Source organism: Mucilaginibacter endophyticus (assembly GCF_003351025.1).
GTDB classification, from domain to species: Bacteria; Bacteroidota; Bacteroidia; order Sphingobacteriales; family Sphingobacteriaceae; genus Mucilaginibacter; species Mucilaginibacter endophyticus.
In genome coordinates this window covers 1,430,252-1,455,661 of record NZ_QPCG01000001.1, presented here as the reverse complement: position 1 = coordinate 1,455,661, position 25,410 = coordinate 1,430,252, and the positions used below count along the sequence as shown (strand labels likewise).

Below are 25,410 nucleotides of genomic sequence, written 5' to 3'. Positions count from 1 at the left end.
ATACCTGGGGCAGTATTTTGATGATGTTATCCTTTCCACTTATTGTGATAGGGCTGTTACCTTTTATAGCAATCAGAAGTGGTAAAAAATTATTATAAAAAATATAGGCGTAGATAGTAACCCTACTATTCAATTTTAGCGAGCCGATAAACCATTTTTTTATTCTGTTAAATGGTTCGGGCTATTACAATAAAAAACCCGGTCATTTACTGCCGGGTTTGCTATTTATATTTTAATTACCTTATCACTTTTTCTTTCGGGTGGTTTAAGCTGATCGGGTTTGGGGATATGTTTTACAATGTAAATCAGCGTATGGGCCATAGCGGTCACAGCCTTAATACCGAAATGCACAAAAGGCCTCATCACTTCCCAGGCATTACTGCGCTGTTGCGCTTGCGGACCATGTTTACCTATTCTTTTTATATCGTTGGTTGCCATAATTTTGGTTTTAAATACGCTACGTAGTAAAGCATAAAAACCTTGCCATAAATACCAATTTTCTTTATGAGTCTACACGGTCTTCTTCTTTAGCTCAATAACGGTAACCTCCGGCCAGATACCCAGTCGTCCCGAAAATGCCAGAAAGCCGAAACCACGGTTAACATACAGATACCGGTTCTTTTCATTGGCAATACCAGCCCAATCAAGATAGCGGTACTTTACAGGGCTCCATCTAAAACCGGGAATTTCCACACCAAACTGCGCCCCGTGGGTATGTCCCGAGAGTGTGAGATGAATGGTGGTTGAATTATAACGCACCTGTTCTTCCCAATGAGTGGGATCATGTGAAAGCAGTATTTTGAAAGCATCTTTCGGTACTCCCTGAAGCGCTTTATCCAGATCGCCTACCTGTATAAAGCCCCTCCCCCAGTTCTGGATTCCAATGAGAGAGATAGTTTGCCCACCTTTTTCGATAGTTACATTTTCATCCAGCAATAAGCGATATCCTAACGCTTTATGATGTTGCTTAAGCTTATCCAGGTTGGCAGCCTTCTCTTGCTCGCTGTTCCAAACAATATAATCTCCGTAATCATGGTTTCCTAAAATAGAAAACTGCCCGTAAGGCGCTTTGATCTGTCCAAACCTATCGATATAGGGTTCAATTTCTGAGGCCGCGTTATTCACCAGATCGCCGGTAAAAACAAACAGGTCACTTTTTTGAGCTTTTGCCAGATCGATACCGCGCTGCATCGCCTCTGTATTGTCAAAACTGCCCGAATGGATATCCGAAAGCTGAGTGATGGTAAACCCGTCGAAGGCATCCGGCAGATCTTCAAAATAAAGCGTGGTTTTATGCAACTTGTAATCGTATTTGCCTTTAAACATGGCATAAAAGAACGAGGTAAATGGCACGGCAGCTACAAGCACCGCTATCTCGCTGATAAATTTACGTCTGCCAGGGAAAGCTGCTTGCCCCTTGACACTTCCTGAGCCATTGATCTTATTGAAAATCCCGACGAAGAAACGCCCAAGATCGCCCAGTGATAACACAATTATAAAAACCAGTTTAGTAATAAAAAAGGTTAGAAACAGGCTCAGCATCCACTCGTGAAAAGGACGCATGCCGTTTGCCGTAGTAAAGGCGCCGAATCCCAATAAAAACAAAGCGGTTACCCCAATCGAGATGATTAAATATCCCCACAAAACAATACTTCGCCACAGGTTTGATTGCCAATCGGCAGTTAAGGTTTTAAGACCTGAGTGAACATACCAGTCAAACAATAAACTGATAACCGCAATAATTGCAAGTACTTTTAAAAAGCCACTACTGTGCATATAAATGTATATAAGACTGCAATTTAAAAAAGTAAAGGTAATTGAAGCGTAAAATTGCACCGGGTATGGATTCTGCTTAAAAATTATGGGAGAGGTATATTTTCTTCGTTCCGGGTGATGGAGTTTATCCTAACGATATATGGACTTTCTGAAAGAGAGACGGAAAATTACTTCATACAAAAATAGAGACCGATAATCAGTAGTACTTGAATACAAATTACCACAACAAGCCGCGTAAAGCCATTTATTTTCAATGGGCCAAATACGTATACCGCCCAAGACAACAAATAGACAGCAGCAGCCAAGCCGATAATTATTAAAAGATTGGGGCCTTCGGGATCATTGAAAAAAACGAATAGCACTCTGGAACAAACGAGGGCCGTTACCGCCAATATTATTAACGAAACCTTTTTTGACCTGAAATATAAGTTTGCAGTGTTATTACCCATGGCCTTAAAATGAGTATTTGCATAAATATAATTAATGTCAATGTATCCTTTAATTTTAAAACTGATACATCACTGTAAAATTATGATCTCAATTGGTAAATACTAAATTCGTGCCAACCAATTTGTATACTTTTAAACCCACATCTCACATCATCAAAAAATGAAATTAAAACATCTGTTGCTATCAGCAACACTTTTAACAGCACCGCAAGTATTTGCGCAAAAGCATGCCAAAACCGATACTGTTTTCTTTGAAGATTTTAACAAACCTGCCCTTAACCGGAGCAAATGGAACGTTGAAGTTACGGGCAACACGGTTAATGATGAACAGCAGGCCTATGTTGACTCGGCCGCTACCATTTATATGATTGATGGAAAAGACGAAGGAGCTACAAACGGCGCCCTGGTGTTAAAGGCCCTTTATCAGCCGGGTTTTACCAGTAAGGAACAACGCAAATATGATTTTATTTCCGGCCGTATCAATACGCGTGCTAAAATGGAATTTACATATGGTACAGCCTCATGCCGGATGAAAATGGCCTCAGGTGCGGGTTTATGGCCGGCATTTTGGGCGCTTGGCAACGGTAAATGGCCCGATTGCGGCGAAATTGACATCATGGAAACCGTGGGCGACTCAAGCTGGGTTAGCCATGCACTGCACGGCCCTAACTATTTTGGCAATACCCCGCTTGCAAAACGCGTATTTTTCCCGGCAGGTATTGACGTTACGCAATGGCACATCTATTCTGTCGACTGGTCGCCGGAGAGCCTTATTTTTAAAGTAGACGGCAAAGTTACCTACACCGTTACCAAAGCTATGGTTGAGAAATACGGGCGCTGGGCTTTCGATAACAAAAAATTCATCATTCTTAATTTCGCGTTAGGGGGCGGTTATCCGGGTGGCGTTAACAAGGTGACCAAGCCATATTATGGTATATCGGAAAGCTCGGTCAATAAAATAAAAGCAGGAGAAGCTAAAACTATTGTCGACTGGGTACTGGTAACTAAAACCGCAAATTAATATTGTTGACACATTTGTAAAATAAAGGTTATTTAAATTTTACTTTCGTAAAACACAAGGTAAATTTTATTGCCATATTTTTGAATTATCAAAAAACAACATCATCTACCATGGCAATATTAACCGTTCAAATACCCGACACAGAAATTCTTACACTATCAAGTATAGTTGAACAAATATCAGGCAGTATCATTAAAGTTACTTCTGAAGAAGATATCAATCACGGCGATTGCATTTTGCATAAAGACGATCTTTTTATTAAAAACAAACTGGAAAACAATCTTCACCACAAACACCTTTGGAACGATTGATTTTCCGATAAAAAGGTTCCGGTTTTTAATCGCCATAAACAAAACAGGCCATGCTGATAAAGTATGGCCTGTTTTGTTGTATTTACTTTTGTTTAGTTGTGTACAACTACACGTTCGTGTACCCGCACCCTGTCGTCGTGACGATGCCTGCGACGTTCACGGTACTCGGTCGAACAGCTTGTAAAGCCCATGGCTGCTAATATCAACAACGCAATTGAGCGTGAAACAATGGATTTCATAGCAAATGATTTATTTTTTAAATAGATATATTTATTTACCCACTTATCATGCCATTAGGATAAAATCATAGCTGTAGTAAAAGGAATGTTACAGTGAAGGTTTCTGACTCAGGCATTAATTCAGGACTCACGTTTTGCCATGATCCGGTTAATCCAAACAAATAAAAAGCCAATAAGCAGAAAAGCGATAAGCATAAATAAGGAGTTGATTGCAACCTGGGGAATCCCTAATTTATCAACATCAAGAAACGGATAAGGATACAAATGGCTTATGCTCCCGCGAACAAATATATACACCGAGTAGATGAGCGGAAACCCAAGCCAGTTTAAGGCCTGCCTCCATTTTAAATTTGCTTTTGGCATATACACCAACCAATAAACCACAAACAGAACCGGATTTACCGAATGCAGCAGCTCATCTGCAAGCTTAGATAACCCAGTAGGATGCCACAGGTTGCGAAGCACCAGGTTATAAACCAATCCTACTATAGTAATATATAAAGCAATAGCGCTAAAAACACGAGGTTGAAGAAAGTATTTTCCCAAACGGCTGTTAATATTAAATAAAGCTATCATACTCAAAGCTGCAAGTAAATTGGTAAGGATAGTAAAAAAACTAAATAGCTGTACCAACGTGCCGGCAAAGGTTCTTCCTGTTTGCAAATAATTGGGGATAGCTATGGCCAATTGCAAAATTACCGCGAACCATAAAACACTAACAGTAGCAATATGCAACCATTTACCGCCACTAACCGTATAATTGTTATATAATTTATCTTGCTCCATAGCTATTTTACAATGTTTAAATTTATCATAAACATCCCGGTAAAATAAGATCAAAATAAATATTACCCCAAAACATATAATAAATTGCCAGGGTGAGTAACCTAATGCATTTTTTATACGTAATATATTTTTATGGAGGATTTTATTCTAAATTAGTATAATATTAACCTTTTGGGATAAAATACGAAGAAACACCTTCATTAAGTTGAACGACCTGATAACTAATCGCAATTAAAAATTAATTAAACGCCAGATGAAGTATGAGGGGTTATGTAAATATACCAGGGTCGGTTAATTGCAACTGCTGCAAAGTTTGCGGTGCAAGGCCAATAATTGTGCTGATAAGAGATGTTGGATATGTGGTAAAATGCCCTGTTGATGACAGCCATTACAAGACCCATGCGGGCCTTATTGATATTAACGACTGGAACGTACACAACAGCGAATGTATTAACCACGAAGAAGAAAAACTGATATTCAGTTTTCATTGAATGGATTTGTGTAATTTATTTGTGCACTGTTAAAACCACAATACTAAACCTATATATTTAGGCCAGTAAATTACCAATCCTAAAATATGACGTCGTTATCAACAATCATTAAAACAGTTAAAATTACTACACTGCTGCTGGCTGTAACTGTGTTTTTACCTTTGGTTTGCAAAGCCCAAAGTGGCACTGATATCTCGCCTGTGGTTGATCATATAGCCATCACCACCAGTAATCTTAAAAAAAGCACCGAGTTTTATACCAAAGTACTGCACTTGAAAAAAGTTGCTAATCCGTTTGCTGATACCGTACACCAATGGTATAGCCTCGGTAACAATGTAAAACTTCACGTTATTCAGGCCGAACGTAACGAAAAACAAGTTAAAGGGGTACATCTTTGCTTCACGGTTTCATCTGTAAAAGAATTTGCAAAAAGTCTTGAGCAAATGAATATCCCCTACTCCAACTGGAAGGGTGATAGTAAGGAACCAACTTTTCGTGGTGATGGTGTACTGCAATTATATTTCCAGGATCCGGATGGTTATTGGATAGAAATAAACAGCCCGGCTAAAAAATAACACCTACCCCTACACCCCGTGTTTTCACGGATTGACAAATATCTGAATATCAGCTAAATTAGCAAAAAAACCTAATTTATTCACGATTATTCCTTACAGCTATGTCAAACTTTTTTCAGGATGTTATTGCAAAAGATAGCAGGTTCAATTCGGTTGAGTGTATCAGCGATCCCAACTTACTTGAACCTGTTACCCGTCAACTTGTTTTTGATATTATTGCAGGCGCTAAAGATCAGGGCATAAACCTGATGATATTTGAAACTTACCGCAGCCAGGCCCGGCAAAAGCATTTATTTGATACAGGCAAAAGCAAATTAGAAAAAGTGGGCGTACACCACTATGGCTTAGCCTGCGATATTGTGCTTAACGTTCATGGCAATCCCTCATGGGATTCAAACTTTGCTTTTTTAGGTAAACTGGCCCATGCCCACAAAATGATATGGGGAGGGGATTGGGGCACTCCCGATCAGCATCATAGCTTTATTGATGCCGATCATGTACAACGCTGCCGTATTAAAAGGCAAGATGCCTTGTTTGCAGGTACCTGGTACCCTGATGATGCTTACAATCCTTATACGGATGTATAGCTGATCAGTAACTCAGTTCCTGGCAATGGATGCCTGCTTTTTGCAACAGCGATTCGATATAACGGGGTGAAATATCTTTAGCCTCAACACGTAAAATATTGTCGCAATCTTCCAGATCAAAGTTCCATTGGGCTATGGCGGGCACTTTGGTTAACAGATTTTGTACCCGGCTCACTTGCCGTTTCTGCCGTACGCTTGTTGCAAATACCAGTACATCCATTGTAATTTATTTTTAGGGTAGATAAATATTAATTCAAGCAGAAAGCTCAAAGCAAAAAGCAATGAGTTTTCTGCTCGAAGTCTTAAGCTTTGGGTTTATTCAGCTGTCTTCTCTTCGTTAGCTGTAGTTTTAAAATTGTCCCAGTCGCGGTCAAACCTGCCATAACCATGGCCGCGGTCTTTCCATCCGCACATACGGTCTTCCCATTGGGCACGAAATTTTTCCCTGTCTTCAGGGCTCATATTTTTGAAACGCTCGGCCATGCGTCCGCGCATCCATGGTGCGCCGCCTCCGCCTTTAGGTCCGCCTTTGCCAAAGCCAAACAATACCTTACATAGTATAAATATGCCCATGGCCTGCCAGTAAGTAATGGCTGTTACATGTAAAATATCGGGTAATAAATGGTTCCAAAGCTGCATCACAACAAAGCTGATAACAGCCAGGCAGGCAATCACCCCAAGTGGGATGAAGAAAAATCGCCTTTTATAAAAAAATGGTTTCATGTTATATAATGTCTTAATTTTTAATATTCTGTAATTTCCTGGTAAAGCTGGGCAAGCCGTTTGCGTAAGTGTAATACCGCATACCTTTTTCTTGATACCAGGGTGTTGGTATTTAGCCCGGTACGTTTGGCAATTTCCTCAAAGGGGATATCTTCAAGCTCATGCCAAACAAATACCTGTTTTTGCTCTTCGGGCAATTCATCCAGCGCAAAAAATAACTGCTCCCAAAAAAGGTTGCGCAAATACTCGGTTTCAGGAGTAGTAGCTTCGGTAAGGAGTATGGCTTTAAAGTCCGGTGCCTCATCGTCATAATCCTCATCATCGGCCAGCATATCATCAAGCAGGGTTTCCGTCTTTTTTTTATGCTTGTCAGTTATTTTGTTCCGGGCCACCCGGTATAGCCAGGCGCTGGTTTGTTCAATCGGTTCAGAATTAATAACAGCGCTAAACTGGTACCAAACATCCTGTAATATGTCCTCGGCGTCGGCATCGTTTTTTACCCTCCGGCGAATAAATCCCAACAGGCTTTTACCATACGACGCAATTGTTTGTATGATGTGGCTGTTTTTGTCCTGGGGCATTATCGCTGTTGTCAATTTCTTTTCCTTTTAAAGATAAAGACGATTGTGATTTAAAAACATTTTAAATTTTTTTTAAAAATTTTCTACCGTCCCCAAAACCTCCTTTTTATTACCAAAAGCAGGGTTATACCGCCTACCATCATCGCAAATCAAAACGATGTTTAAACACAATAAATATGCTTTTGTCGAATTAAATTCATTTTACTAATAAATATTTGAATTTTATTCAATTTATAACGAACATTACTGTATGATTAACGAACCGGAAATTATTTTAGATAAAACCGATCTCCAAATTTTACGATTGATGCAGGAAAATGCCCGCATCTCCAATGCCGATCTGGCCCGCGAGCTTGGCATGGCCCCATCAGGCATACTGGAGCGCGTAAAAAAACTGGAGCAAAAAAACGTGATCCAACAATATACTACCCGTATTAATCCGGCAGCCCTGCAGCAAAAAATGCTGGCTTTCATTTTTATGAAAGCAGCCGACGGGCCCGGAAGTGATGCCACCTCGAGCGAACTGGCTAAAATACCCGAAGTGCAGGAAGTACATCACATAGCCGGCGATGATTGCTACCTGATAAAAGTGCGCACTTATGATTCGGCTTCATTGATGAACTTAATGCGCACCCATTTTAGCAAAATACCCCACATTTTGAGTACCCGCACTACCATAGTACTCGAAACCAAAAAAGAACAACAACAATTGGTTATACCCGAAAAATAAATACACCATGACACCCACAACCACAAAATCTGCATCACCTGTATTAGTTGTTATAGCATTCGCCATCGTTTACATTGTATGGGGCTCTACTTACTTTTTTATAAAAATGGCAGTCGCCGGCTTTCCGCCATTACTGCTGGGAGCCTTGCGCTTTTTTACAGCTGGCTTATTGTTAATGGTGTGGTGCGTTATTAAGGGGGAAAGGATTTTTGTAAAACAAAATATATTGCATGCTGCAGTAAGTGGGTTCCTGTTGCTGGTAATAGGTAACGGCGCGGTAATATGGGCCGAACAAACGCTGCCGAGTGCCATGGTAGCCATTATGGTAACCTCGCCGCCAATTTGGTTTGTGTTGCTTGATAAACCTAACTGGAGCACCAACTTTAAAAGCAAAAGTACCATTGCCGGGCTTATCATAGGGTTTATAGGTGTGATACTCTTATTCCGCGATCAGATTGAGGATGTATTGGGATCGGCAAACGGGTCATCAAAATTACCGGGAATGTTGTTGCTTTTATTCGGCACGCTTGGCTGGGCTTCGGGCTCATTATATTCAAAACATTATAACACAAAAGGCTCGGTATCTGTAAATACAGCATGGCAAATGCTTGCGGCCGGCGCATTCTTTTTACCGGCAAGCTTTTTAAATAACGAAGTGGAAAGAGTTCAGTGGAACAGTATACCTGCGCAAAGCTGGTACGCATTAGCCTACCTGATAGTATTTGGCTCAATAGCCGCGTTCAGCGCCTATGTATGGCTTTTACAGGTTAAACCGGCTACTCAAGTTGGAACATACGCCTATGTTAACCCAGTCATAGCTGTACTGCTCGGGGTAATTTTTGCCGGCGAACGTGTGACTTTAATACAGATTGCGGGATTGGTTGTGATATTGAGCAGTGTATTATTGATCAATTTATCGAAATACAGGAAAGCAAAAACCGGAGAATTAGCAGTGGCGAAGTGACGGGAGTTTTAATTAACTCTCCCACTTCCCAAATTCAAAATATTTACTGATGCTGATACCTACCTTGCTGCCAACCGGGTATTTGCGCCTGTCGTAATTAAGTACCCTTAATGTGATACCTTCTTTCTCAATAACAAGCTCTTCAAAAAAGCCTTTAAACAATACCATCTTAACCTGCCATTTACTGCCAAGACCGCTTATTTTAATATGCTCGGCGTAAACCACTACAGCGCCACGTTTACTTTTTATACCGCAAACCTTTGCCTGGGTTGAATTTAGGTGAGTACAGCTGGCTAAAATTTGAGCTGTATACAACAATTTAGGTGAATGATATAACTGTTCGGGGCTACCGTTTTCTACTATCTCACCTTCTTTAAGCACAATCAGTTCATCTGCCATAGAGAGTATCTCGGCAGGATCATGTGACACCAATACTACAGTTACCCCCCACTCCTTTACAATATACCTGATATCATGCTGTAGTCCTTCCCGATAGGTAGCATCAACCTGATTAAAAGGCTCATCAAGCAGTAAAACTTCGGGGCGGCTTATCAGCGCTTTGGCAATAGTTACCCGTTGCTTCTCGCCTCCGCTTAATTTACCAAAAGGCATCTCCCTGATGGGATAAATACTTAATAAATTTAACGCATCGGTAACCAGGTGAATGGCCTGGCTCTGATCGCCATCGGGCAACCCTTCACATATTGTATCCCATACAGACGTACGAGGGTCAAGATCTGTATCATGCTGAGTTACCATCCGCATCACTTTGTGGGCATGCTGCAACCCTTTCTCCCTGCTCAATACCTGCTCCTCCTTAAAAAATACTTCACCATGATCAGGTTCCAATGTTCCGTAAAGCAGGTTTAATAATGTAGTTTTGCCACTACCGCTTTCGCCAACTATCGCCGTTATTTTTCCTTTTGGAATAAAAATGGTAATGTTATTAACCCCCGAAGACTTATCTCCAAAAAAGTTTTTGGTAACCGATATGGTTTCCAGTATTAAATCATCTTGCATCTAAGGTAATTAATTTTCAGGCTGTTAGCGAAAAGTCCAACTCGCGGCATACAGTTCCGGATTCAGGCTTCTAATCTAAAAAAAAGTTAAACGCAAAAAAATTTTATATGCCCTCCAATTAACAACTGCAAACAAATAGCTATAAAAAGCTATTTGTTTAAAAATAACCAAATTATAAAACCATGAACAAAACAATCGGGATCCTGCTCATCGTTGTTGGTGCGGCTATGCTCATCTGGACGGGCTTCACTTACACCAAAAAAGAAAAGATCATTGATGCCGGCCCCATACAGGTATCGGCCGATAGAGAAAAGACTGTTAACTGGCCACCTTACCTTGGCGGTATATTTGTTATAGGCGGCATTGTTATAATTGCTGTTTCAAAAAAATAAGGTGATCTATTTATTATCTACTGCTTTAAGAACACTGATATCCTTGCCCGCAAGCAACTGATCGTAATTAATAAGCTGAAACTTTTTGCCAATCATTGCCGCAAACTCGGGTGATAATAAAGCATTAAGTTCAGTTTGACGATGTACGCTGGTTAATGGCTTGCCATCCTTCGAGTTCATCATATTGCTGTTCATATCAACCAGTACATCCATTTCGGGGCTGGGCGTAGCGGTATGCAGTACCATCATGTTTGGCTTATCGGGGTTTAATGTACTTACATAAGCTAAAAACGCCTCTTTTTTTGTAGCGATAGGTTCACCCCACATTTCTTTATAGGTTTCGCCGAAATAAGTTACGCTACTTAAGGTTGATATAGCGAGTTTGTACTTGCGCGCCAGTTTTTCGGTAAGGGCACGCAGTTCGGGTGTGGAGAGCATAATTCCCATGTGCGGATCGATGTAAGTTATTTTCAATCCTGATGCTTTAGCCCTTTCAATTTGTGCCGATAATTCGGCTTCAATTTCGCTTAGTTTATACCCGCTTTTAGCAAATGCCCGTGTTGACTGTGGAAAATATCCGTTTGAATCAACCAGACTCGGCACTGCCGTGCGCCCTGTTACCGGTCCCCAGCGGTAGTTTTTCCACTCGGATGTTAGCGTGAGATGAACGCCGACAGTAACATTTGGATATTGCTTTAATATTTCAACAGCCTCCTGGTACCATGGGCACGCAAACTGTACCGAGGCCGACAACGGCATACCGGTTTGCGCTGCTTTAAGCATGGCTATATTTACAGAGTGGTTCATGCCGATATCATCCAATCTGATAAGCAAACGCGGAAGATTACCATTCGTTTGCTGAGCAAACCCCTTGCTAACAAAAGCACCACCAATAAGAATAAATGCTATTATGACTATCCTTTTCATAATTTTACGCGATCAAAAAGCATTAAATGTCAGATAAACAGAAGAAAAAGCGAATAATTGATTGCTATAAATATCTCATTATGAACATTAACAGCAATAATTAAATTTAATTTAATAGTATATTGTTACACAACATCCCAAAAGCGCGTACAACCTATATGTTTATTTAATATTTTAGTAAACTGACGGTACCACATCTATGCCTTATTTTTTTCCAGATTCGCAACGCGCGTTTTATACCTCGCGTCATATACTGCACTGTAGTGGCGGTTCAACATATTCTCTAATATCACGAAAAAACTGATGCAGATCTGGCAAGCTTATAAAAGCATTATTATCCAAAACTGCTCGGGCGATACATCTCAACTGCACGGTTTACATTATTGGAGCAACAAATTGTTTGCTACCATGATGTTATATCTGTTCCCGCTGTTTCTTTTTGCGCTGATACCTGGTGTTTACATGAGTATAATTAGCCATCTATATACACTTGCAGGGTTTGATATATTTATTGTAGCAAGCATTACTGCGTCAATATTATTACCAGGAATGAGTGTTAAGGCGCGCAAATCGTGGTTTATAGGTCTGTTATACCTCCTTGCCGTTGGTTTGCTTTATTATCTTGGCTGGTATGGCCCCGGATTGTTGTATTTATTGGCACTGACGATATTTTGCCTGCTGGTTTTTCATGGAGAGCATCCTTTTCGTACTGTTTATGCTAATGCAGTCATTTGCATATCAGTAGCCATTTGCATTCATTTCAATTTGTTAAAAAACGGCATTAGTTTACAGTATTCGCTGGGGTCATGGATAGCAGTATCCAGTAACCTGATCATATTATGCATTGTAGTAGCCATATTGTTGCCTATGCTGTTTAATGGCTTGCAACAAAGCAATAACCGTTATGAAACAGTTGCCCAGGCCACCAGTGATACCATTTGGGATTGGGATATAGCTAACGATACTATTTTGTACAACTATGGCATGAGCCGGACGTTTGGACACCAGCTAACCGAGATTAGAGATGTAAATAGATGGCTTAAAAATAAACTTCACCCTGCCGATCTGCATTTTATTAACAAGCAAATAAACAAGGCGTTAACAAATGGCGATAACTTACTGCAGTTAAGCTACCGTTTTTTATGTGCCGATGGTAAATATAAGCACGTATTTGACAGGGCTTTTATTGTCAGAAACTCAGATACCGGTATTCCGGTAAGAGTTATTGGCGCCATGCAGGATATTACCCGCCAAAAAGAAGAAGAGCAATGGCTCAGACTTACCGAATCAGCATTGCGCTACGCTACCGACGCCGTATTAATTGTTGAAGCCGAAGCCAATAGCCACCATCAGCGAAAGATTGTTTACGTTAATAAAGCTTTCACCCATATAACAGGATACGGCAAGCATGAAGTTACCGGAACCTACATAGATATTTTATTAAAAACAGATCATTCGTTTCAGCAACCAACAACATCCGCCATAGCTGAGCAAAATAGCGCATTTGAAGTTGAAATTGTAAGTCATAAAAAAAACGGCGAACGTTATTGGAGCCACAGATCTGCATCTCCGGTTAAGGATAATACAGGTGCAACAACCCATTGGATATTGATTGAACGGGACGTTACCTTACTAAAAGGCCATATCGACGCTGTAGAAAAGCAGAACATCCAGTTAAAGGAAATTGCCTGGACCCAGGCCCATATTGTACGTGCTCCTGTTGCCCGCATCATGGGCCTTGCCGATTTATTGAGCGATCACGTTGCTCAAAATCCTGATGCCGCCGAACTGCTAAAATTCCTCACATTATCAGCCGATGAACTTGATGATATAGTAAGAGAAATCATCAAAAAATCGGAATAGGTGAAAGGTGAAAGGTGAAAGGTGAAAGGTGAAAGGTGAAAGGTGAAAGGTGAAAGGTGAAAGGTGAAAGGTGAAAGGTGAAATCTTACGAAGTTTTAAACTTCGTAAGATTTCAGTACTATGATAAGATTTGGCCGGTAATGATATTAAGCCGAAACCAGGTCGGGATTATGGTTTACCTGGCTTATGGTGAGCGCCTGCTGAATGTTAAGGCCGGCACCTTGCTGATCTGACATCCATTTTTGGATAAGTGCATTCAGGGTGTTCAACTGGCTGGCATAAGCATCAGGATTAACACCTTTCAATTTGGCAAGATACCCCACCGCATCAGCTATTTTTTGCTCATCTGTTTTGCCGTCTTCCTGCACTGCCCAATTCAATTCAGTAACAATTTTAGGGAGCCATAATTTGATACCATTTACAATTACTGCCGATGGTGGCACTAGGGTCTCAAGTGTAGCTTCCAGGAACTGTCCGGCCTGGCTCGCTTCAAGATTTTTGAGGGTGTTGGCTACTTTGTCGGCCACGGTGATAATTTCGTGTACAGCGCCCGAAGCGTTGTGGAACAGGGATTTTACATGGTCCCAAAGGTTTGATAAAAAAGACATAGGTTGTAAATTAAGGTTTATATAATTTGATTGTTGATTAGTTCGCGCTGATATTCCGGATCGAGCTTATCTATTAGAAAAAAACAAATTGATAGTCAGCCCGGTAGACTTTAATTAGAGAAGATAAAATTGAAGATAAAAATCCCCTGATTATATAGTGTTTATACGCGTTTAACGTTCGGTTTTTACGCTATTTAAGGTCTATAAAAACCTGCTAATCATCCAACAAGCAACAAATTGCATTTACTAAGAAGGCATTAAACCGTTATCATTATATACCGGCAAGCCTATCATTGTCATTTGAAGACCGCCTTTCGTTTGTTATTTGCTGGTCCTCGTCAAATACCGAATATGGGGAACCCGATTCTGGAACAGGTGAAACAGGAGGCTCTGGCGTAGGTTGAGGTGCCATAGGATTAGGAGGCGTTGGGCTACTTAACCCTGCTTCCGGCCCCGTAGAGCCTGTTTGACTGCTGTCATTTTTACCGAAGTAATAACCGATAATAACCCCGACAAGCCCGGTGAACGCTCCTGATATTTTTGAAAAGTAGGCGGAAAACTTCTCAAGGTCAAATGACCGGATCCCCAGAACCGGATATATAACCGCCACTATTGTTAAGCAGGTATAGGTACCGATAATGACATATGCAATAATAGTTCGGGGAGTCACATCTTTCATGACAAGTAGCTTATTATAAGACTAATATAAATTTTATTTTTCATTTTTTTTAGAAAATAAACATTACCAGCCTATATAAATACCGAACCATGAGGATAAAACTTCATGGCCCGTTTTTATGGCCGGTAGTTTGTTTGATATTCCTCTTTTTGAGTATTCCTAAATCTACCGCCATGAAAATATCGTAATTATATAAATATTACACTATTAAGAAACAAATGAAAACAATTGCCGTGCCTCGTGCAGAGATCAAAATCAGGCTTAAGCTGATTACGGATAATATAAGGATGCTAAGGGAAAGCAGGAACTATTCGCAGGAATATATGGCCGGCAAACTTCGCATTTCTCAAAACACATATAGCAAGCTTGAACTCGGATATACAGCGCTGACACTTGAACGGTTGATATTAATTGCGGCAATACTGGAAGTTAGTTTGATAAGTCTTGTGATTACACCAGACAACAGGCCCAATTAGATGGGTGTTTTCAGCAAGCCCTGCTTAAGTTACAGGGCCTGCTCATTTGAAGTGTTAAAAATCAGGAACGATTAGCATTCAGCGGTTTTAGCACTCGCCGTTGTTCGGCTCTTTTGCTCAGCCAGCATTTTACAAATGCGTTAATCATAATGCCCATAATACAGCAGGCAACCAATACGTAAATAATCAGGATGTGTTTTGGCATTTCAGTTTACAATTTCCTAAATGTAACAGGTTTGGTACATGATCTGCAAGCATTTTCAAAAATAAAGTTTCGACTTATCGGGTACAAAAGTCAAATTTAGATTTCGGAATTCGGATGTTCGATTTCGGATTTGCCGGCCTTAAGGTTAGTATTTTTCGATGAAACTCGCTGGCACAAAATCGGTAAGCCACACCTTATTTTCCGACAGGTAAAATTTATGTCCCTGACGATGCATTTCTCCCGCGGCAACCGTTAATACAACGCACTTACCATGTCGTTGGCCAACTTTAATGGCCGTTTCAAGATCATTGCTCAGGTGCACATGCTGACGACTCCTTTTTTCAAGGCCGGTTTGTAAAATTGCCTCAACCGACTGGCTGCCGGTGCCATGATACAATACATCGGGCGGTATTTGTGGTTCATATCCTAACTCAACATCAACTGAATGGCCTTGGCTCGCACGAATTTTCTTCCCGGTATCGTCAAACGCAAAGCGTTTTTTTGCATTGGTTTCAACGATATGGTTAAGTACCTCAGGCGTTATATTTTTACCATGTGCCTGTGCTTTTTGCAGCAGTTCATCAACAGCTACCCAACCTTGTTCATCAAGATTGATACCTATTGTTTCGGGCTGATGACGCAATACCAGGCTTAAAAATTTACTTAAGGAGGTAGTTTCTTTTTCGCTTATCATAATAAAACTAATATAAATTTTATATCACGAATTCAACAAACTACTCAAATTCTTCCCCTGCGGAATCGGGCTATCACCGGTATAGTGCTCCAATGATTTCCGAAGCAGGTCTTTCATTTGCTTAACCAATATCCTCGGACCAAGCACTTTCAATTTAGGCCCAAAGCCAAGCAACTCGCGCTCCAGCTCAAAATTCATGACCACTTTTATGCTGAATATCGTCCCGTCCACCGTAACCTTTAATATCTTTTGTGTGTGATGCAAAGGCTTAGTGATAACGTAAGGCGCGTTTTTATCATCTACCCAAAAAGTAATTTCAACATCGCGTTGCCCTGCCGACTTCGTTACACCCAGTACATCATTATAATAAGTAGCCAGGTTCACCTGCGTATTTTCAATGTATTTGTCGGCGTGTATCTCAACGGTCTGGATCCTGTCGAGCGCCAGCGTAAGTAATTGGTTATTCCTTACATGCGTTACGCCCAGCACAAACCAACGGTTACGATATTCCTTTAATAAATAAGCGCTGAAACAAAATGTACTGGCCTCTCTTGCCTTAAACGATTGATATGTGATACATAGCGTATTTTTAGAAACGATAGCCTTGCGAATGACCTCAATCCATTCCAAACCTTTTAGGTTGTCATTTTTTTCAAAATCTACCACCGGTACGCTATGTGTTTTCTGGCTGTAGATCTTGTCTTCCAGTTTGGTAACCATTTCGTTAAGGTCGGCAAAATGCCCGAGGCCTTTAAACTGACCAAGCAAACCGGCTACCTCGCTGAGCACCTGCATATCCTGGTTATTAAGTGGGATGTTATTGATACTGTAATTCTTATCCGAGTAGGTATAATATTTTTTCTCAACCACCACAATGGGCGCTTCATAGCCCAATTTATTACTGCGCATCATCTCAATATCAGCCTGGATGGTACGGCGGCTCACGCCGCTATCTATCCCCTGGTATTCGTACAAGGCTTCGGAGCAAGCTTCAATCAGGTCGTCAAGCGTCCATTGTTTGCGACGGTTCTGCAGGCAACTATCAATGGTTCGGTAGCGGATAAGGGCGTTACGGTTAACAGGCATATTTTGATTTGAGATTTCGGATGTTCGATTTCGGATTTATTTAGTTCGAATTGCAGCTTAATTTACTCACCCTGTCTGCGCTTCGCTGGACATCCCTCTCTTCGCCTTCAGCGGAAAGAGGGAGCTTTACGCTCTTCTACCTTTCATCCCCTCTTTGCGGCGAAGCCGGAGAGAGGGTCGACAAGCGAAGCGATGTCGGGGTGAGTTGATACTTTCGCATCATTTTTTTTATAATATTATCAAATTATTTTTCACTACGCAAATACATTGCGCAGTTGCAATTTTACTTTGTATCATTAAATAACAAAAGCAGCCGATTTGAGAAACCCCTCCGCCAATTGGCGGAGGTTTTAGAGCGCTATGGAAAAGATAAAAATAAGCAACAACGAACTTACCGCATTAGGTATTAACGACGTAAAAATATTAGAGAACTTTAGCCGTGTGGCCAATGGCCTGTTAAAACATGGTGTAATGGACAAGGAGCAAATATTGGCAAACCTTGAAGCCCTTATTGACGACCCGATGCCTTATGCCCTTAAAAAAGGTGGTAAATTTAAAAACCTGGCCGAAGCCGTGATCGATCTTCGAAAAGAAGGAAAATTCCTGAAACAGCCACGAACTACCTTCGCCCTGAAGCAGGAGATAGCCGATTTTCCGGTATATGGTATTGAGCATATTGAGGTAGGCGCCTTAGCGCAGATGAAAACTGCCATTAAACTGCCTATAGCTATTGCGGGCGCTTTAATGCCCGACGCACACCAGGGCTATGGATTGCCGATTGGCGGCGTATTGGCTACAACAGCCAACACCATTATCCCATTTGCGGTTGGGGTAGATATTGCCTGCCGTATGTGTTTGAGCATTTTTGATTTACCGGCAGGTGTTGTAGATACTGAAAATGACATGCTTAAAAGCCTGTTGCTTAACCATACTCATTTTGGTATTGGCGGTGTCACCAAAACGCATTTCGATACTTCGCTGTTCGACCGCCTTACCTGGAGCGAGACTAAAACCATCCGTAACCTGAAGGATAAGGCTTATGCCCAGTTAGGTACGTCGGGTACGGGAAACCATTTTGTAGAATGGGGCGAACTTACCGTTGCCGAAGGTGCGCTTGAGGGTATCCCTGCGGGTAATTATCTTGCGTTGTTGTCGCACTCGGGTTCACGGGGCTTTGGGGGAAATATTGCCGATCATTATTCAAAAATTGCCATGAGCAAAACCAAGCTTCCGCAGGAGGCCAAACATTTGGCATGGTTAAATTTAGATAACGATGAGGGTCAGGAATACTGGATTGCCATGAACCTTGCCGGCGATTATGCAAGCGCCAATCACCACGAAATTCATAACAAAATTGCCCGCGCGCTTAACCTTAAACCGGTTATGATGATAGAAAACCATCACAACTTTGCCTGGAAAGAGCAACTTGCCGATGGTACCGAAGTGATGGTACACCGAAAAGGTGCTACACCGGCCGGCGAAGGCGTATTAGGTATTATTCCGGGAAGTATGAGCACACCAGGCTTTGTGGTACGTGGTAAAGGCAATGCGACTTCCATCAACTCGGCATCGCATGGCGCGGGCCGTTTAATGAGCCGAAGCGCAGCCTTCAAAACCGTTGACCCGAAAGTGGTTGCCGCTAACCTGGTAGATAAACGCATCACGCTGATCGGCTCCGACCTTGACGAGGCTCCAATGGTATACAAAGATATCCACGCCGTAATGGCCGCCCAGCATGATTTGGTTGATCTGTTAGCGAGTTTTCAGCCAAGGATTGTGCGAATGGCTGATGCGAAGGAGAAGCCGGAGGATTAGGGGATAGTTGAAAGTCCGAAGTCTTAAGTCGAAAGTCTAATTCAAACGCTGCCGCAAGCCTCCTCGCTTGTGGCCCGCGTTTAGGTTAGCTACATGAAAAGCATCGAGTTTACTTAAATTGCTATCCGTAGTCTCCGGCTACGGATAAATATGTTTGTAGACTGCGTCTACAGCCTAAATCTTATTAAAAACACAATCATTAAATGCCTACCTCTCCAAAATTATATAACCTTTTGCTTGAAGTATTTTATTTCGGGTTACAATGGGAACTAATCACAAAAGCTGAAGTTGTAAAATGGGCCGATGATATTATCATTGCTACAGAAGAGATTCCGGATTACTTTTTTATAGAACTTTCAATGACGAAGAGCATCACAGAAGCAAAGGTGCTTATTAAAGATCAAATAAGTATAAGCAATGCACCTATAATAGGCCGTGTATTGCTTGGCTTAATTTATCATAAACTCGATGGCAATAATATTGGGTTACAAAAAGCGTGCAATATCATGGACAGCATCGCATTAAATGATACGATGGCTGATGAGGAAAAGGGTTCGCTATACCAGTTTAGCGATGAGCTGCAGGAAGCATTCCGCCCAGAACACTACGACTATCTACGTATTGAAATATTAGAATTTTTATCAACCTATAAAGATTTTGCATTGGACAATTACGATACGTGGCCTTCCATATATGAACAAACTGAGACGCTCATTTTTAATATAACCCAACAGAGAATTGATGAGAACGAGAATTTCGAGCGGGCGCAAAACCACATCAATTTCATACACCGGTTTACTATAAAGATGGTACTGTATCTGCTAATATTGATAGCCGAAATAGTAATCATCACAAAGCCCGACTTAAGCTATAAATTCAATAAAGATCTTTATGCTATCTCATTACTGATATTTGCAATCGCCATGTGCTATCCAATTGTATGGGTAATAAACCGCATGTTAATTAAGCTATTCCGAATATAATCTTTCTTATCACAATCCCTATCTTTACCATACCATGCAAGCCAAACCTTTTCTTAAAGAGATTCAACTGAAACGTGATATGGTACCATCTTTTGATGCTTACCCCTTTCAGATCCCGGCTATCAGAAACTTGCATTCATTAAAATTCCATCCTGATGTTACTTTCATTATTGGCGAAAATGGTTCGGGGAAATCAACATTAATAGAGGCTATCGCTTTGCAGATGGGGTTTAGTACCGAGGGAGGTTCAAAAAGCACACAGTTTCAAACGCATAATAATTCGTCACAGCTTTTCAACTATTTAACGGGCATTAAAAGCTTTAAAAAGCCGACTGACTATTTCTTCCTCCGGGCCGAAAGTTATTATAATTTGGCTACCTATATGGAAAACGCCTACGAAAGTGAAAAAGACCGGGCCATATTTGAAAGGCAATATGGAGTTAAATCACTTCATGAATGCTCACACGGCGAATCATTCATGGCCACGCTCACCAACAGGCTTACCGGCAACGGGCTTTACATATTTGACGAGCCCGAGGCCGCGCTGTCGCCCAACCGGCAAATGGCAGCCTTGTCACTCATCAACACACTTGTACGCGAAAATTCGCAATTCATTATTGCCACCCACTCTCCTATTTTATTAGCCTATCCCGGCGCCACCATATATCAGTTGGATGACTCGGGCATTAAGCGGGTTCAATACGAGGAAACGGAGCATTACATGGTTACCAGGCATTTCCTGAATAACCATGCCGAAATGACCCGCATCCTCTTTGGTGAATGAGCGGCTTCCTGAATTCACCTATGCGCCCAGGTTACCTGTCTTAACTTCACCGGCCCGCTTGTAATTAGCAACAATCACCCCACTTGGTGTTACAGTGCTTTCTGTTAGCTCTAGGGTCATCGGCAGGGTTTCCGGGCCATATATGCTTTTTCCTTTACCAAGAAGCACCGGGTAAATCTTAAGCCAGAGTTCATCTACCAAGTCATGCTTCAGCAGCAGTTGAACAAGTTCGCCGCTGCCCCACACTTTTAAATCCGAACCTTCTGAGTTTTTAAGCTTTTTAATATCCTCTACGCCGGTAAGGAATATGCTGTTGTTCCAGTCTGATTTATCTTTGGTGCTGGACAACACATATTTTGTCACATCGTTGATTCCCGGCCAATAATCGGCATGTTGAGGCCAGTAGCTCTCAAAAATATCGAATGTTTTCCGGCCTAAAAGGATATCAGTAGCCTCCATCTGTTTCTGCATGATCTTACCCGAAACTTCATCAGTAAAAGGTGCCGACCAGCCGCCAAATTTAAAACCGCCCGCTCTATCCTCTTCCGGGCCACCAGGTGCCTGCATTATGCCATCTAACGTTATAAATGTTAAAACGATTATCTTTCTCATAAGATCTGTCTCCTGTTATAGGTTTGTGTTTAAAATTTGTTTTTGTTACGATACAAATCTCCATAATAAGAAAACAACTGCTACGGTGTATATGCGACCAACAGTAGGGCAAATGCGACGACTTTCATTTCGGACCTAAACTTCAAACTTGGGGCTTATAGGAGGAGTCCGAAGAGAGACTCGAACTCTCAAGAGGCAAGGGTCATGAGGATATTAGAAAATGTGCTCCCGACGAGATTCGAACTCGTACATCCCTGAGCAGCACAATATGAAAAGCGATTAAAGATAGCCGCCTGGTTTAGAATTACAAAATCCCTTTTATCCCCCGACAGCTGGAACCAATGATTTTATAATTTCTTTATCCCGGTTATATAAGCTGTTAGTTATATTGCAGGCACTGTATGAAAAAGAACTATATCGACCTGCTTGAAAGTATATACGCCCTGGCTCAAAGCGGCATCAGGTACACCAAAAGCCCTTTTGACATGGAGCGCTACCAAAAACTACTTGATATTGCCACCCAGGAATACAGCGAATTTACCGGACTTGAAAGCGAAGTTTTAAAAGAGCGCTTTAACAATGACCTGGGATATGCAACTCCAAAAGTAGGCGTTAACGGCGTATTGTTTGATGAACAGGGCCGCATACTGGTTGAACACCGCAGCGATGACTTTTTATGGGGATTACCCGGCGGTTGGGTTGATATTGGCGAAGACCCGGAAACAGCCATTAAACGCGAATTTTGGGAGGAAGCGAAACTTATTGTTGAACCCGTTGAACTGATACAATTTTTGGCTGTGCCAGCCGGGAGGTTTGGACAACCTCATAGCTCCGTACAGGCGCTATACCTCTGCAAATACATAAGCGGCAACATCGAAATATCGTTAGAAAGTCTTGAGATAAAGTTTGTTGATCCGGTTGAGATAACCAACTGGCACAAAAATCACGGGGAGCATGTAGAAGCAGGCGTTGCCCATTTCAATAACAAGAAAAAGCAAACCTAATGCCAACCGCCACACTAAATGACTAAAACGAATAACAAATACGCCACCTAACACACTTATCTTTAGGTAGATGAAATCTACCTGCCGGCATTTTATTATCGTATTACTCATATCCGCTTTTACCGCTTGCAAAAAGGACAAGCCAGTTAAAATGCCTGATCCCCCTATTACACCCAAAGTTTTTAGTCTGACGCAGGTTTACCAAACCGGCCTTGAAAGCTGGTATAAGAGCGATACGATATTTTATACCTACGATGCGCAAAAGCGGCTAACTCATATCACTCATATTGCCTACCAATTTCCTGCAAAAACAAACGTAGATTTTACTTATGACGACAATCGCATAACGTCTGAAGTATATGACGATGGTCAAAATTACCAGTATACCGAAAACTACCATTACAATGCTCAGGGACGGGTAACATCCATTGATCATATTAACAAATACGCATTCCTGCCCATCGGCACCAAAGTACTCAATACAGAGATTGAGCATACCGATACTTTTACTTACGATACCCAGGGCAGGATTGTACTCATGGACAGACACTATCCCAATATTGGCTTGCCTCCTCAAAATATCCATTACAACACAACATACGAATATAACGCACAGGGTTTGCTTACAAAGTCGGTTACCTACACCAATCAGGATGCCTTTAATAACACCTATATAACATTCACGAAATTTACAGACAAGCTTGAATTTAACGCCCAAGCGCTTAATTATTTCTTCGATTTTAACATGCACCCTTTAGTATTGGCGCAACTGGGCAGGTTACCCTTATCCATGCGGCTATATTACAGCAGTGACAACCTTGATCACCAGGGCTGGGAGTATGATTTTACTATAACCGAAACCAGGATCAGCCATATCCATTTAACAACCAAACCTACCCCTGCCCATCCTTTTATTTTTGACTACAACCTAAGCTATCAATAAACCGCTCAAAGGGCAAAACATGAAATATATCATGGATGTGCTCCCGCTTTATGATCTTTCAATCCAATATCAATAATTCAGCTCCCCAGCTCAGGCATATTTCTATCTAAACATTTCACATCCGCTTCACATAATGCGTAAAAATTTGACTATCAGCAAAATATAATTGTATATTTATATACCTGATCAATTAACAATTAACTGGTTTCAAACGGATTTTAAACTTTAAAGTCATGAGCGCATCAACCAAAGCATTTGACAAAAACACTTCAATGGGTTTTAGGGACAAAAACACTTCAATGGGATTTGCTGATAACGAAACAGGCATAGAGCCGGAAAACGAAGGGGCCGACGGATTTGCCGACCTTCCAGAACCAGAAGCGGCAGCAGAAGATCCTTCAATGGATAGTTAGATAACCATTTTTAACAAGCCGGTACCATTACCCTGTATATCTTTTATCCCCGTTTATCAAAACGGAGCTTATGCTTATAAATAATCTATGCTGAACCACATACAAAAGGTGATGGCTTGCGTATGCTTTTTCACGGGCATCGTGGTAAATACCTATGCTCAAAAAAACACGCTAAACCAGTTAAGACAACAAGCCGATCAGCATAAAAACGACACAGCAGGCGTTGAGCCGTTAAGGCAATTAAGCCTGCAATTACAAGCTACCCGGCCCGATAGCGCTTTGATGTACGCGCAACAGGGTCTTGAACTGGCCCGTAAATTCTCATTTAAAAAAGGCGAAGCCGACTGTATGAACCGCCTGGGTGTAGTTTTATGGAAAAACGGCAAGTATGACCGCGCCCTCTCCTTTTTACTCAACTCTCTAAAAATTCGTGAAGAAATTAACGACCGCCTTGGCATTTTAAAAAGCCTGAGCGATATAGGCATTGTTTATTCCGACCAGATGGACAATGTAAAAGCATTATCCTATCATTTTAAGGCTAAAGCTGTTGCCGAAGAGTTGCATGAAACAGCCCGCCTGGGAATTATACTGGCTAATATCGGCAACTGCTACATCAAACTTAATAAAGTTGATTCGGCCTTAAATTATGAGATGCAGGCCTATACCATCAAACAAAACCTTAAGGATACGGCCACCATGCCCAACACCTTATCCATTTTAGGCGATATCAACTACAAAATGGGGCACACTGCCCTTGCGCTGGATTATTACCGGGTAAGTGTAAATTACGCAGTCAAAATCAACGATCAGAACAGCCTTGCCGACAGCTATAACAGCATAGCACAGCTCTATAAACAAACCGGCGCGCCCGACTCAAGCGTATACTACGCCTCATTGGCTCTTAATGCAGCAAAAAAAGCCGCATATCCTGAAGGCATTTTCCATGCCAGCAACCTGCTTACCGATGTATACCGCGGCAAAAATGATCACCTCGAACTACAATATCTAAAAACCTCCATCGCCGCTAAAGACAGCATGTTCAACGCCGAAAAGGTTAAGCAGATCCAAACGCTAAGTTTTAACGAAGCCGCCCGACAGGAGGAAATTGCCGAAGAAAAGCACCGAGAAGAAGAAGCCCGTATAGTTAACCTGCAACTGGTTGGCATAGCTGTATTTATACCCACGTTTTTCCTGATTGTGCTGCTGCTTAGTAAAAGTCGCACCCACCGCAAGGTTATTGAGTTCATGAGTGTATTATCCTTGTTGCTGGCATTTGAATTTCTCACCCTGTTCATCCACCCTTTTGTGCAGCGCATCAGTAATCACTTACCTGTGCTTGAACTGATCATTTTAGTATGCCTTGCATCTGTACTGGTGCCATTCCATCACAAGCTTACCCATTTTATGCGCGAGCGGCTGGTACATGGCCACCAACAGCATCATCATTCATCAACCCCTACATCTACACCCGTACCCGAAAAAAAGGAAAGTAAAGCACACACCACTAAACGTAAACCTGCGCAAGGTTAAGGGCTATAGCTTAAACCTCTCTTTTTAGATCTGCTTATCGGTTAAAATGCCGGTTAAAAATTGGGTTAATGATTTTTTATAGGTTAAAACGCCGTCAAGCAGCGTTTTTTTAACCTATAATTGCCCCACCTATTGATAAATAA

31 protein-coding genes are annotated in these 25,410 nt (G+C 41.5%); 17 read left to right on the top strand and 14 right to left on the bottom strand.

What is annotated here, in order from left to right; all coding sequences use genetic code 11:
• Nucleotides 1-225 precede the first annotated feature (225 nt).
• Together DUL71_RS05840 and DUL71_RS05835 are read right to left on the bottom strand one after the other, a co-directional pair.
• Nucleotides 226-438 (bottom strand): hypothetical protein, encoded by a 213-nt coding sequence (locus DUL71_RS05840; RefSeq protein ID WP_114937155.1) that lies wholly within the window; start codon nucleotides 436-438, stop codon nucleotides 226-228.
• A gap of 72 nt (nucleotides 439-510) precedes the next feature.
• Nucleotides 511-1,776 carry a metallophosphoesterase gene (locus DUL71_RS05835; protein WP_114937154.1) on the bottom strand — a complete coding sequence of 422 codons (1,266 nt, stop codon included), beginning with the start codon at nucleotides 1,774-1,776 and terminating at the stop codon, nucleotides 511-513.
• Between the two features lie 609 nt (nucleotides 1,777-2,385).
• Between DUL71_RS05835 and DUL71_RS05825 the strand changes: the two genes are divergently transcribed.
• On the top strand, nucleotides 2,386-3,246 hold the full coding sequence (locus DUL71_RS05825) for a glycoside hydrolase family 16 protein (protein ID WP_114937152.1): 861 nt from the start codon (nucleotides 2,386-2,388) through the stop codon (nucleotides 3,244-3,246).
• A 110-nt stretch (nucleotides 3,247-3,356) separates the two neighbouring features.
• On the top strand, nucleotides 3,357-3,557 hold the full coding sequence (locus DUL71_RS31880; protein ID WP_112573682.1) for a hypothetical protein: 201 nt from the start codon (nucleotides 3,357-3,359) through the stop codon (nucleotides 3,555-3,557).
• A 92-nt stretch (nucleotides 3,558-3,649) separates the two neighbouring features.
• Here the strand turns inward: DUL71_RS31880 and DUL71_RS31875 are convergent, their stop codons facing one another.
• Together DUL71_RS31875 and DUL71_RS05820 are read right to left on the bottom strand one after the other, a co-directional pair.
• Nucleotides 3,650-3,796 carry a hypothetical protein gene (locus DUL71_RS31875; RefSeq protein WP_154402326.1) on the bottom strand — a complete coding sequence of 49 codons (147 nt, stop codon included), beginning with the start codon at nucleotides 3,794-3,796 and terminating at the stop codon, nucleotides 3,650-3,652.
• Between the two features lie 120 nt (nucleotides 3,797-3,916).
• Nucleotides 3,917-4,582 carry a Pr6Pr family membrane protein gene (locus tag DUL71_RS05820; protein WP_154402325.1) on the bottom strand — a complete coding sequence of 222 codons (666 nt, stop codon included), beginning with the start codon at nucleotides 4,580-4,582 and terminating at the stop codon, nucleotides 3,917-3,919.
• A 335-nt stretch (nucleotides 4,583-4,917) separates the two neighbouring features.
• Between DUL71_RS05820 and DUL71_RS05815 the strand changes: the two genes are divergently transcribed.
• The 3 genes from DUL71_RS05815 (at nucleotide 4,918) to DUL71_RS05805 (ending at nucleotide 6,235) form a co-directional block, all read left to right on the top strand.
• Nucleotides 4,918-5,073, top strand: coding sequence for a hypothetical protein (locus DUL71_RS05815; protein ID WP_154402324.1), 156 nt, complete (start codon nucleotides 4,918-4,920; stop codon nucleotides 5,071-5,073).
• Nucleotides 5,074-5,159: 86 nt separating this feature from the next.
• Entirely contained in the window at nucleotides 5,160-5,648 is a 489-nt protein-coding gene (locus DUL71_RS05810; RefSeq protein ID WP_114937149.1) for a VOC family protein, read from the top strand.
• 101 nt (nucleotides 5,649-5,749) lie between these two features.
• Nucleotides 5,750-6,235: a M15 family metallopeptidase gene (locus tag DUL71_RS05805; RefSeq protein ID WP_114937148.1), complete on the top strand. Its 486-nt coding sequence runs from the start codon at nucleotides 5,750-5,752 to the stop codon at nucleotides 6,233-6,235.
• 4 nt (nucleotides 6,236-6,239) lie between these two features.
• Here DUL71_RS05805 and DUL71_RS05800 read toward each other — a convergent pair whose 3' ends face one another.
• The 3 genes from DUL71_RS05800 to DUL71_RS05790 all read right to left on the bottom strand — a co-directional run bounded on the left by DUL71_RS05800 (nucleotide 6,240) and on the right by DUL71_RS05790 (nucleotide 7,554).
• A complete protein-coding gene (locus tag DUL71_RS05800) occupies nucleotides 6,240-6,455 on the bottom strand; it encodes a hypothetical protein (protein WP_114937147.1) in 216 nt (71 codons plus the stop codon).
• A gap of 95 nt (nucleotides 6,456-6,550) precedes the next feature.
• Nucleotides 6,551-6,958 carry a hypothetical protein gene (locus tag DUL71_RS05795; RefSeq protein ID WP_114937146.1) on the bottom strand — a complete coding sequence of 136 codons (408 nt, stop codon included), beginning with the start codon at nucleotides 6,956-6,958 and terminating at the stop codon, nucleotides 6,551-6,553.
• A gap of 20 nt (nucleotides 6,959-6,978) precedes the next feature.
• Entirely contained in the window at nucleotides 6,979-7,554 is a 576-nt protein-coding gene (locus DUL71_RS05790) for an RNA polymerase sigma factor (RefSeq protein WP_223818252.1), read from the bottom strand.
• Nucleotides 7,555-7,789: 235 nt separating this feature from the next.
• Here DUL71_RS05790 and DUL71_RS05785 point away from each other — a divergent pair, with 235 nt between their 5' ends.
• Both DUL71_RS05785 and DUL71_RS05780 read left to right on the top strand, forming a co-directional pair.
• Nucleotides 7,790-8,269, top strand: a complete 480-nt coding sequence (locus tag DUL71_RS05785; RefSeq protein WP_091211256.1) for an Lrp/AsnC family transcriptional regulator — start codon at nucleotides 7,790-7,792, stop codon at nucleotides 8,267-8,269.
• A gap of 7 nt (nucleotides 8,270-8,276) precedes the next feature.
• Nucleotides 8,277-9,233 (top strand): EamA family transporter, encoded by a 957-nt coding sequence (locus DUL71_RS05780; protein WP_114937145.1) that lies wholly within the window; start codon nucleotides 8,277-8,279, stop codon nucleotides 9,231-9,233.
• A 12-nt stretch (nucleotides 9,234-9,245) separates the two neighbouring features.
• Here DUL71_RS05780 and DUL71_RS05775 read toward each other — a convergent pair whose 3' ends face one another.
• Nucleotides 9,246-10,253, bottom strand: coding sequence for an ABC transporter ATP-binding protein (locus DUL71_RS05775; protein ID WP_114937144.1), 1,008 nt, complete (start codon nucleotides 10,251-10,253; stop codon nucleotides 9,246-9,248).
• A 182-nt stretch (nucleotides 10,254-10,435) separates the two neighbouring features.
• Here DUL71_RS05775 and DUL71_RS32275 point away from each other — a divergent pair, with 182 nt between their 5' ends.
• Nucleotides 10,436-10,645 (top strand): hypothetical protein, encoded by a 210-nt coding sequence (locus DUL71_RS32275; protein WP_114937143.1) that lies wholly within the window; start codon nucleotides 10,436-10,438, stop codon nucleotides 10,643-10,645.
• 6 nt (nucleotides 10,646-10,651) lie between these two features.
• Here DUL71_RS32275 and DUL71_RS05765 read toward each other — a convergent pair whose 3' ends face one another.
• On the bottom strand, nucleotides 10,652-11,572 hold the full coding sequence (locus DUL71_RS05765; protein ID WP_114937142.1) for a ChbG/HpnK family deacetylase: 921 nt from the start codon (nucleotides 11,570-11,572) through the stop codon (nucleotides 10,652-10,654).
• A gap of 303 nt (nucleotides 11,573-11,875) precedes the next feature.
• On the opposite strand from DUL71_RS05765, the gene DUL71_RS05760 reads away from it, so the two are divergent.
• Complete coding sequence (locus DUL71_RS05760) at nucleotides 11,876-13,435, top strand: PAS domain-containing protein (RefSeq protein ID WP_114937141.1); 1,560 nt, start codon at nucleotides 11,876-11,878, stop codon at nucleotides 13,433-13,435.
• A 146-nt stretch (nucleotides 13,436-13,581) separates the two neighbouring features.
• Here DUL71_RS05760 and DUL71_RS05755 read toward each other — a convergent pair whose 3' ends face one another.
• Nucleotides 13,582-14,043, bottom strand: a complete 462-nt coding sequence (locus DUL71_RS05755) for a hypothetical protein (protein WP_114937140.1) — start codon at nucleotides 14,041-14,043, stop codon at nucleotides 13,582-13,584.
• A 271-nt stretch (nucleotides 14,044-14,314) separates the two neighbouring features.
• Nucleotides 14,315-14,722 carry a hypothetical protein gene (locus DUL71_RS05750; protein ID WP_114937139.1) on the bottom strand — a complete coding sequence of 136 codons (408 nt, stop codon included), beginning with the start codon at nucleotides 14,720-14,722 and terminating at the stop codon, nucleotides 14,315-14,317.
• 218 nt (nucleotides 14,723-14,940) lie between these two features.
• Here DUL71_RS05750 and DUL71_RS05745 point away from each other — a divergent pair, with 218 nt between their 5' ends.
• On the top strand, nucleotides 14,941-15,198 hold the full coding sequence (locus DUL71_RS05745) for a helix-turn-helix domain-containing protein (RefSeq protein WP_114937138.1): 258 nt from the start codon (nucleotides 14,941-14,943) through the stop codon (nucleotides 15,196-15,198).
• Between the two features lie 350 nt (nucleotides 15,199-15,548).
• On the opposite strand, the gene DUL71_RS05740 is transcribed toward DUL71_RS05745, so the two are convergent.
• Both DUL71_RS05740 and DUL71_RS05735 read right to left on the bottom strand, forming a co-directional pair.
• A complete protein-coding gene (locus tag DUL71_RS05740; protein WP_114937137.1) occupies nucleotides 15,549-16,097 on the bottom strand; it encodes an RNA 2'-phosphotransferase in 549 nt (182 codons plus the stop codon).
• Nucleotides 16,098-16,121: 24 nt separating this feature from the next.
• Nucleotides 16,122-17,183, bottom strand: a complete 1,062-nt coding sequence (locus tag DUL71_RS05735) for a helix-turn-helix transcriptional regulator (protein ID WP_114937136.1) — start codon at nucleotides 17,181-17,183, stop codon at nucleotides 16,122-16,124.
• Between the two features lie 360 nt (nucleotides 17,184-17,543).
• Between DUL71_RS05735 and DUL71_RS05730 the strand changes: the two genes are divergently transcribed.
• From DUL71_RS05730 to DUL71_RS05720, 3 genes are all read left to right on the top strand, one after another.
• Nucleotides 17,544-18,998, top strand: coding sequence for an RtcB family protein (locus DUL71_RS05730; RefSeq protein WP_114937135.1), 1,455 nt, complete (start codon nucleotides 17,544-17,546; stop codon nucleotides 18,996-18,998).
• 203 nt (nucleotides 18,999-19,201) lie between these two features.
• On the top strand, nucleotides 19,202-19,981 hold the full coding sequence (locus tag DUL71_RS05725; RefSeq protein WP_114937134.1) for a hypothetical protein: 780 nt from the start codon (nucleotides 19,202-19,204) through the stop codon (nucleotides 19,979-19,981).
• Nucleotides 19,982-20,015: 34 nt separating this feature from the next.
• Nucleotides 20,016-20,765 carry an AAA family ATPase gene (locus DUL71_RS05720; protein ID WP_114937133.1) on the top strand — a complete coding sequence of 250 codons (750 nt, stop codon included), beginning with the start codon at nucleotides 20,016-20,018 and terminating at the stop codon, nucleotides 20,763-20,765.
• An 18-nt stretch (nucleotides 20,766-20,783) separates the two neighbouring features.
• Here DUL71_RS05720 and DUL71_RS05715 read toward each other — a convergent pair whose 3' ends face one another.
• Nucleotides 20,784-21,377: a dihydrofolate reductase family protein gene (locus DUL71_RS05715; protein WP_114937132.1), complete on the bottom strand. Its 594-nt coding sequence runs from the start codon at nucleotides 21,375-21,377 to the stop codon at nucleotides 20,784-20,786.
• 401 nt (nucleotides 21,378-21,778) lie between these two features.
• Between DUL71_RS05715 and DUL71_RS05710 the strand changes: the two genes are divergently transcribed.
• From DUL71_RS05710 to DUL71_RS05695, 4 genes are all read left to right on the top strand, one after another.
• Nucleotides 21,779-22,381, top strand: a complete 603-nt coding sequence (locus DUL71_RS05710; protein WP_114937131.1) for an NUDIX hydrolase N-terminal domain-containing protein — start codon at nucleotides 21,779-21,781, stop codon at nucleotides 22,379-22,381.
• 70 nt (nucleotides 22,382-22,451) lie between these two features.
• Nucleotides 22,452-23,324, top strand: coding sequence for a hypothetical protein (locus DUL71_RS05705; protein WP_114937130.1), 873 nt, complete (start codon nucleotides 22,452-22,454; stop codon nucleotides 23,322-23,324).
• Nucleotides 23,325-23,557: 233 nt separating this feature from the next.
• On the top strand, nucleotides 23,558-23,737 hold the full coding sequence (locus DUL71_RS05700) for a hypothetical protein (protein WP_114937129.1): 180 nt from the start codon (nucleotides 23,558-23,560) through the stop codon (nucleotides 23,735-23,737).
• Between the two features lie 87 nt (nucleotides 23,738-23,824).
• Nucleotides 23,825-25,267: a tetratricopeptide repeat protein gene (locus DUL71_RS05695; protein WP_114937128.1), complete on the top strand. Its 1,443-nt coding sequence runs from the start codon at nucleotides 23,825-23,827 to the stop codon at nucleotides 25,265-25,267.
• The last annotated feature ends 143 nt before the right edge of the window (nucleotides 25,268-25,410 follow it).

Excerpts from the sequence above, each read along its gene's own strand:
- DUL71_RS05755 (WP_114937140.1), bottom strand. The coding sequence starts at position 14,043 with ATGTCTTTTTTATCAAACCTTTGGGACCATGTAAAATCCCTGTTCCAC.
- DUL71_RS05840 (WP_114937155.1), bottom strand. The coding sequence starts at position 438 with ATGGCAACCAACGATATAAAAAGAATAGGTAAACATGGTCCGCAAGCG.
- DUL71_RS31875 (WP_154402326.1), bottom strand. The coding sequence starts at position 3,796 with ATGAAATCCATTGTTTCACGCTCAATTGCGTTGTTGATATTAGCAGCC.
- DUL71_RS31880 (WP_112573682.1), top strand. The coding sequence starts at position 3,357 with ATGGCAATATTAACCGTTCAAATACCCGACACAGAAATTCTTACACTA.
- DUL71_RS05810 (WP_114937149.1), top strand. The coding sequence starts at position 5,160 with ATGACGTCGTTATCAACAATCATTAAAACAGTTAAAATTACTACACTG.
- DUL71_RS05730 (WP_114937135.1), top strand. The coding sequence starts at position 17,544 with ATGGAAAAGATAAAAATAAGCAACAACGAACTTACCGCATTAGGTATT.
- DUL71_RS05695 (WP_114937128.1), top strand. The coding sequence starts at position 23,825 with ATGCTGAACCACATACAAAAGGTGATGGCTTGCGTATGCTTTTTCACG.
- DUL71_RS05780 (WP_114937145.1), top strand. The coding sequence starts at position 8,277 with ATGACACCCACAACCACAAAATCTGCATCACCTGTATTAGTTGTTATA.
- DUL71_RS05740 (WP_114937137.1), bottom strand. The coding sequence starts at position 16,097 with ATGATAAGCGAAAAAGAAACTACCTCCTTAAGTAAATTTTTAAGCCTG.
- DUL71_RS05760 (WP_114937141.1), top strand. The coding sequence starts at position 11,876 with ATGCAGATCTGGCAAGCTTATAAAAGCATTATTATCCAAAACTGCTCG.
- DUL71_RS05795 (WP_114937146.1), bottom strand. The coding sequence starts at position 6,958 with ATGAAACCATTTTTTTATAAAAGGCGATTTTTCTTCATCCCACTTGGG.
- DUL71_RS05745 (WP_114937138.1), top strand. The coding sequence starts at position 14,941 with ATGAAAACAATTGCCGTGCCTCGTGCAGAGATCAAAATCAGGCTTAAG.
- DUL71_RS05820 (WP_154402325.1), bottom strand. The coding sequence starts at position 4,582 with ATGGAGCAAGATAAATTATATAACAATTATACGGTTAGTGGCGGTAAA.
- DUL71_RS05800 (WP_114937147.1), bottom strand. The coding sequence starts at position 6,455 with ATGGATGTACTGGTATTTGCAACAAGCGTACGGCAGAAACGGCAAGTG.
- DUL71_RS05825 (WP_114937152.1), top strand. The coding sequence starts at position 2,386 with ATGAAATTAAAACATCTGTTGCTATCAGCAACACTTTTAACAGCACCG.
- DUL71_RS05720 (WP_114937133.1), top strand. The coding sequence starts at position 20,016 with ATGCAAGCCAAACCTTTTCTTAAAGAGATTCAACTGAAACGTGATATG.
- DUL71_RS05705 (WP_114937130.1), top strand. The coding sequence starts at position 22,452 with ATGAAATCTACCTGCCGGCATTTTATTATCGTATTACTCATATCCGCT.
- DUL71_RS05725 (WP_114937134.1), top strand. The coding sequence starts at position 19,202 with ATGCCTACCTCTCCAAAATTATATAACCTTTTGCTTGAAGTATTTTAT.
- DUL71_RS05835 (WP_114937154.1), bottom strand. The coding sequence starts at position 1,776 with ATGCACAGTAGTGGCTTTTTAAAAGTACTTGCAATTATTGCGGTTATC.
- DUL71_RS05785 (WP_091211256.1), top strand. The coding sequence starts at position 7,790 with ATGATTAACGAACCGGAAATTATTTTAGATAAAACCGATCTCCAAATT.
- DUL71_RS05715 (WP_114937132.1), bottom strand. The coding sequence starts at position 21,377 with ATGAGAAAGATAATCGTTTTAACATTTATAACGTTAGATGGCATAATG.
- DUL71_RS05735 (WP_114937136.1), bottom strand. The coding sequence starts at position 17,183 with ATGCCTGTTAACCGTAACGCCCTTATCCGCTACCGAACCATTGATAGT.
- DUL71_RS05805 (WP_114937148.1), top strand. The coding sequence starts at position 5,750 with ATGTCAAACTTTTTTCAGGATGTTATTGCAAAAGATAGCAGGTTCAAT.
- DUL71_RS05700 (WP_114937129.1), top strand. The coding sequence starts at position 23,558 with ATGAGCGCATCAACCAAAGCATTTGACAAAAACACTTCAATGGGTTTT.
- DUL71_RS05750 (WP_114937139.1), bottom strand. The coding sequence starts at position 14,722 with ATGAAAGATGTGACTCCCCGAACTATTATTGCATATGTCATTATCGGT.
- DUL71_RS05765 (WP_114937142.1), bottom strand. The coding sequence starts at position 11,572 with ATGAAAAGGATAGTCATAATAGCATTTATTCTTATTGGTGGTGCTTTT.
- DUL71_RS05775 (WP_114937144.1), bottom strand. The coding sequence starts at position 10,253 with ATGCAAGATGATTTAATACTGGAAACCATATCGGTTACCAAAAACTTT.
- DUL71_RS32275 (WP_114937143.1), top strand. The coding sequence starts at position 10,436 with ATGAACAAAACAATCGGGATCCTGCTCATCGTTGTTGGTGCGGCTATG.
- DUL71_RS05710 (WP_114937131.1), top strand. The coding sequence starts at position 21,779 with ATGAAAAAGAACTATATCGACCTGCTTGAAAGTATATACGCCCTGGCT.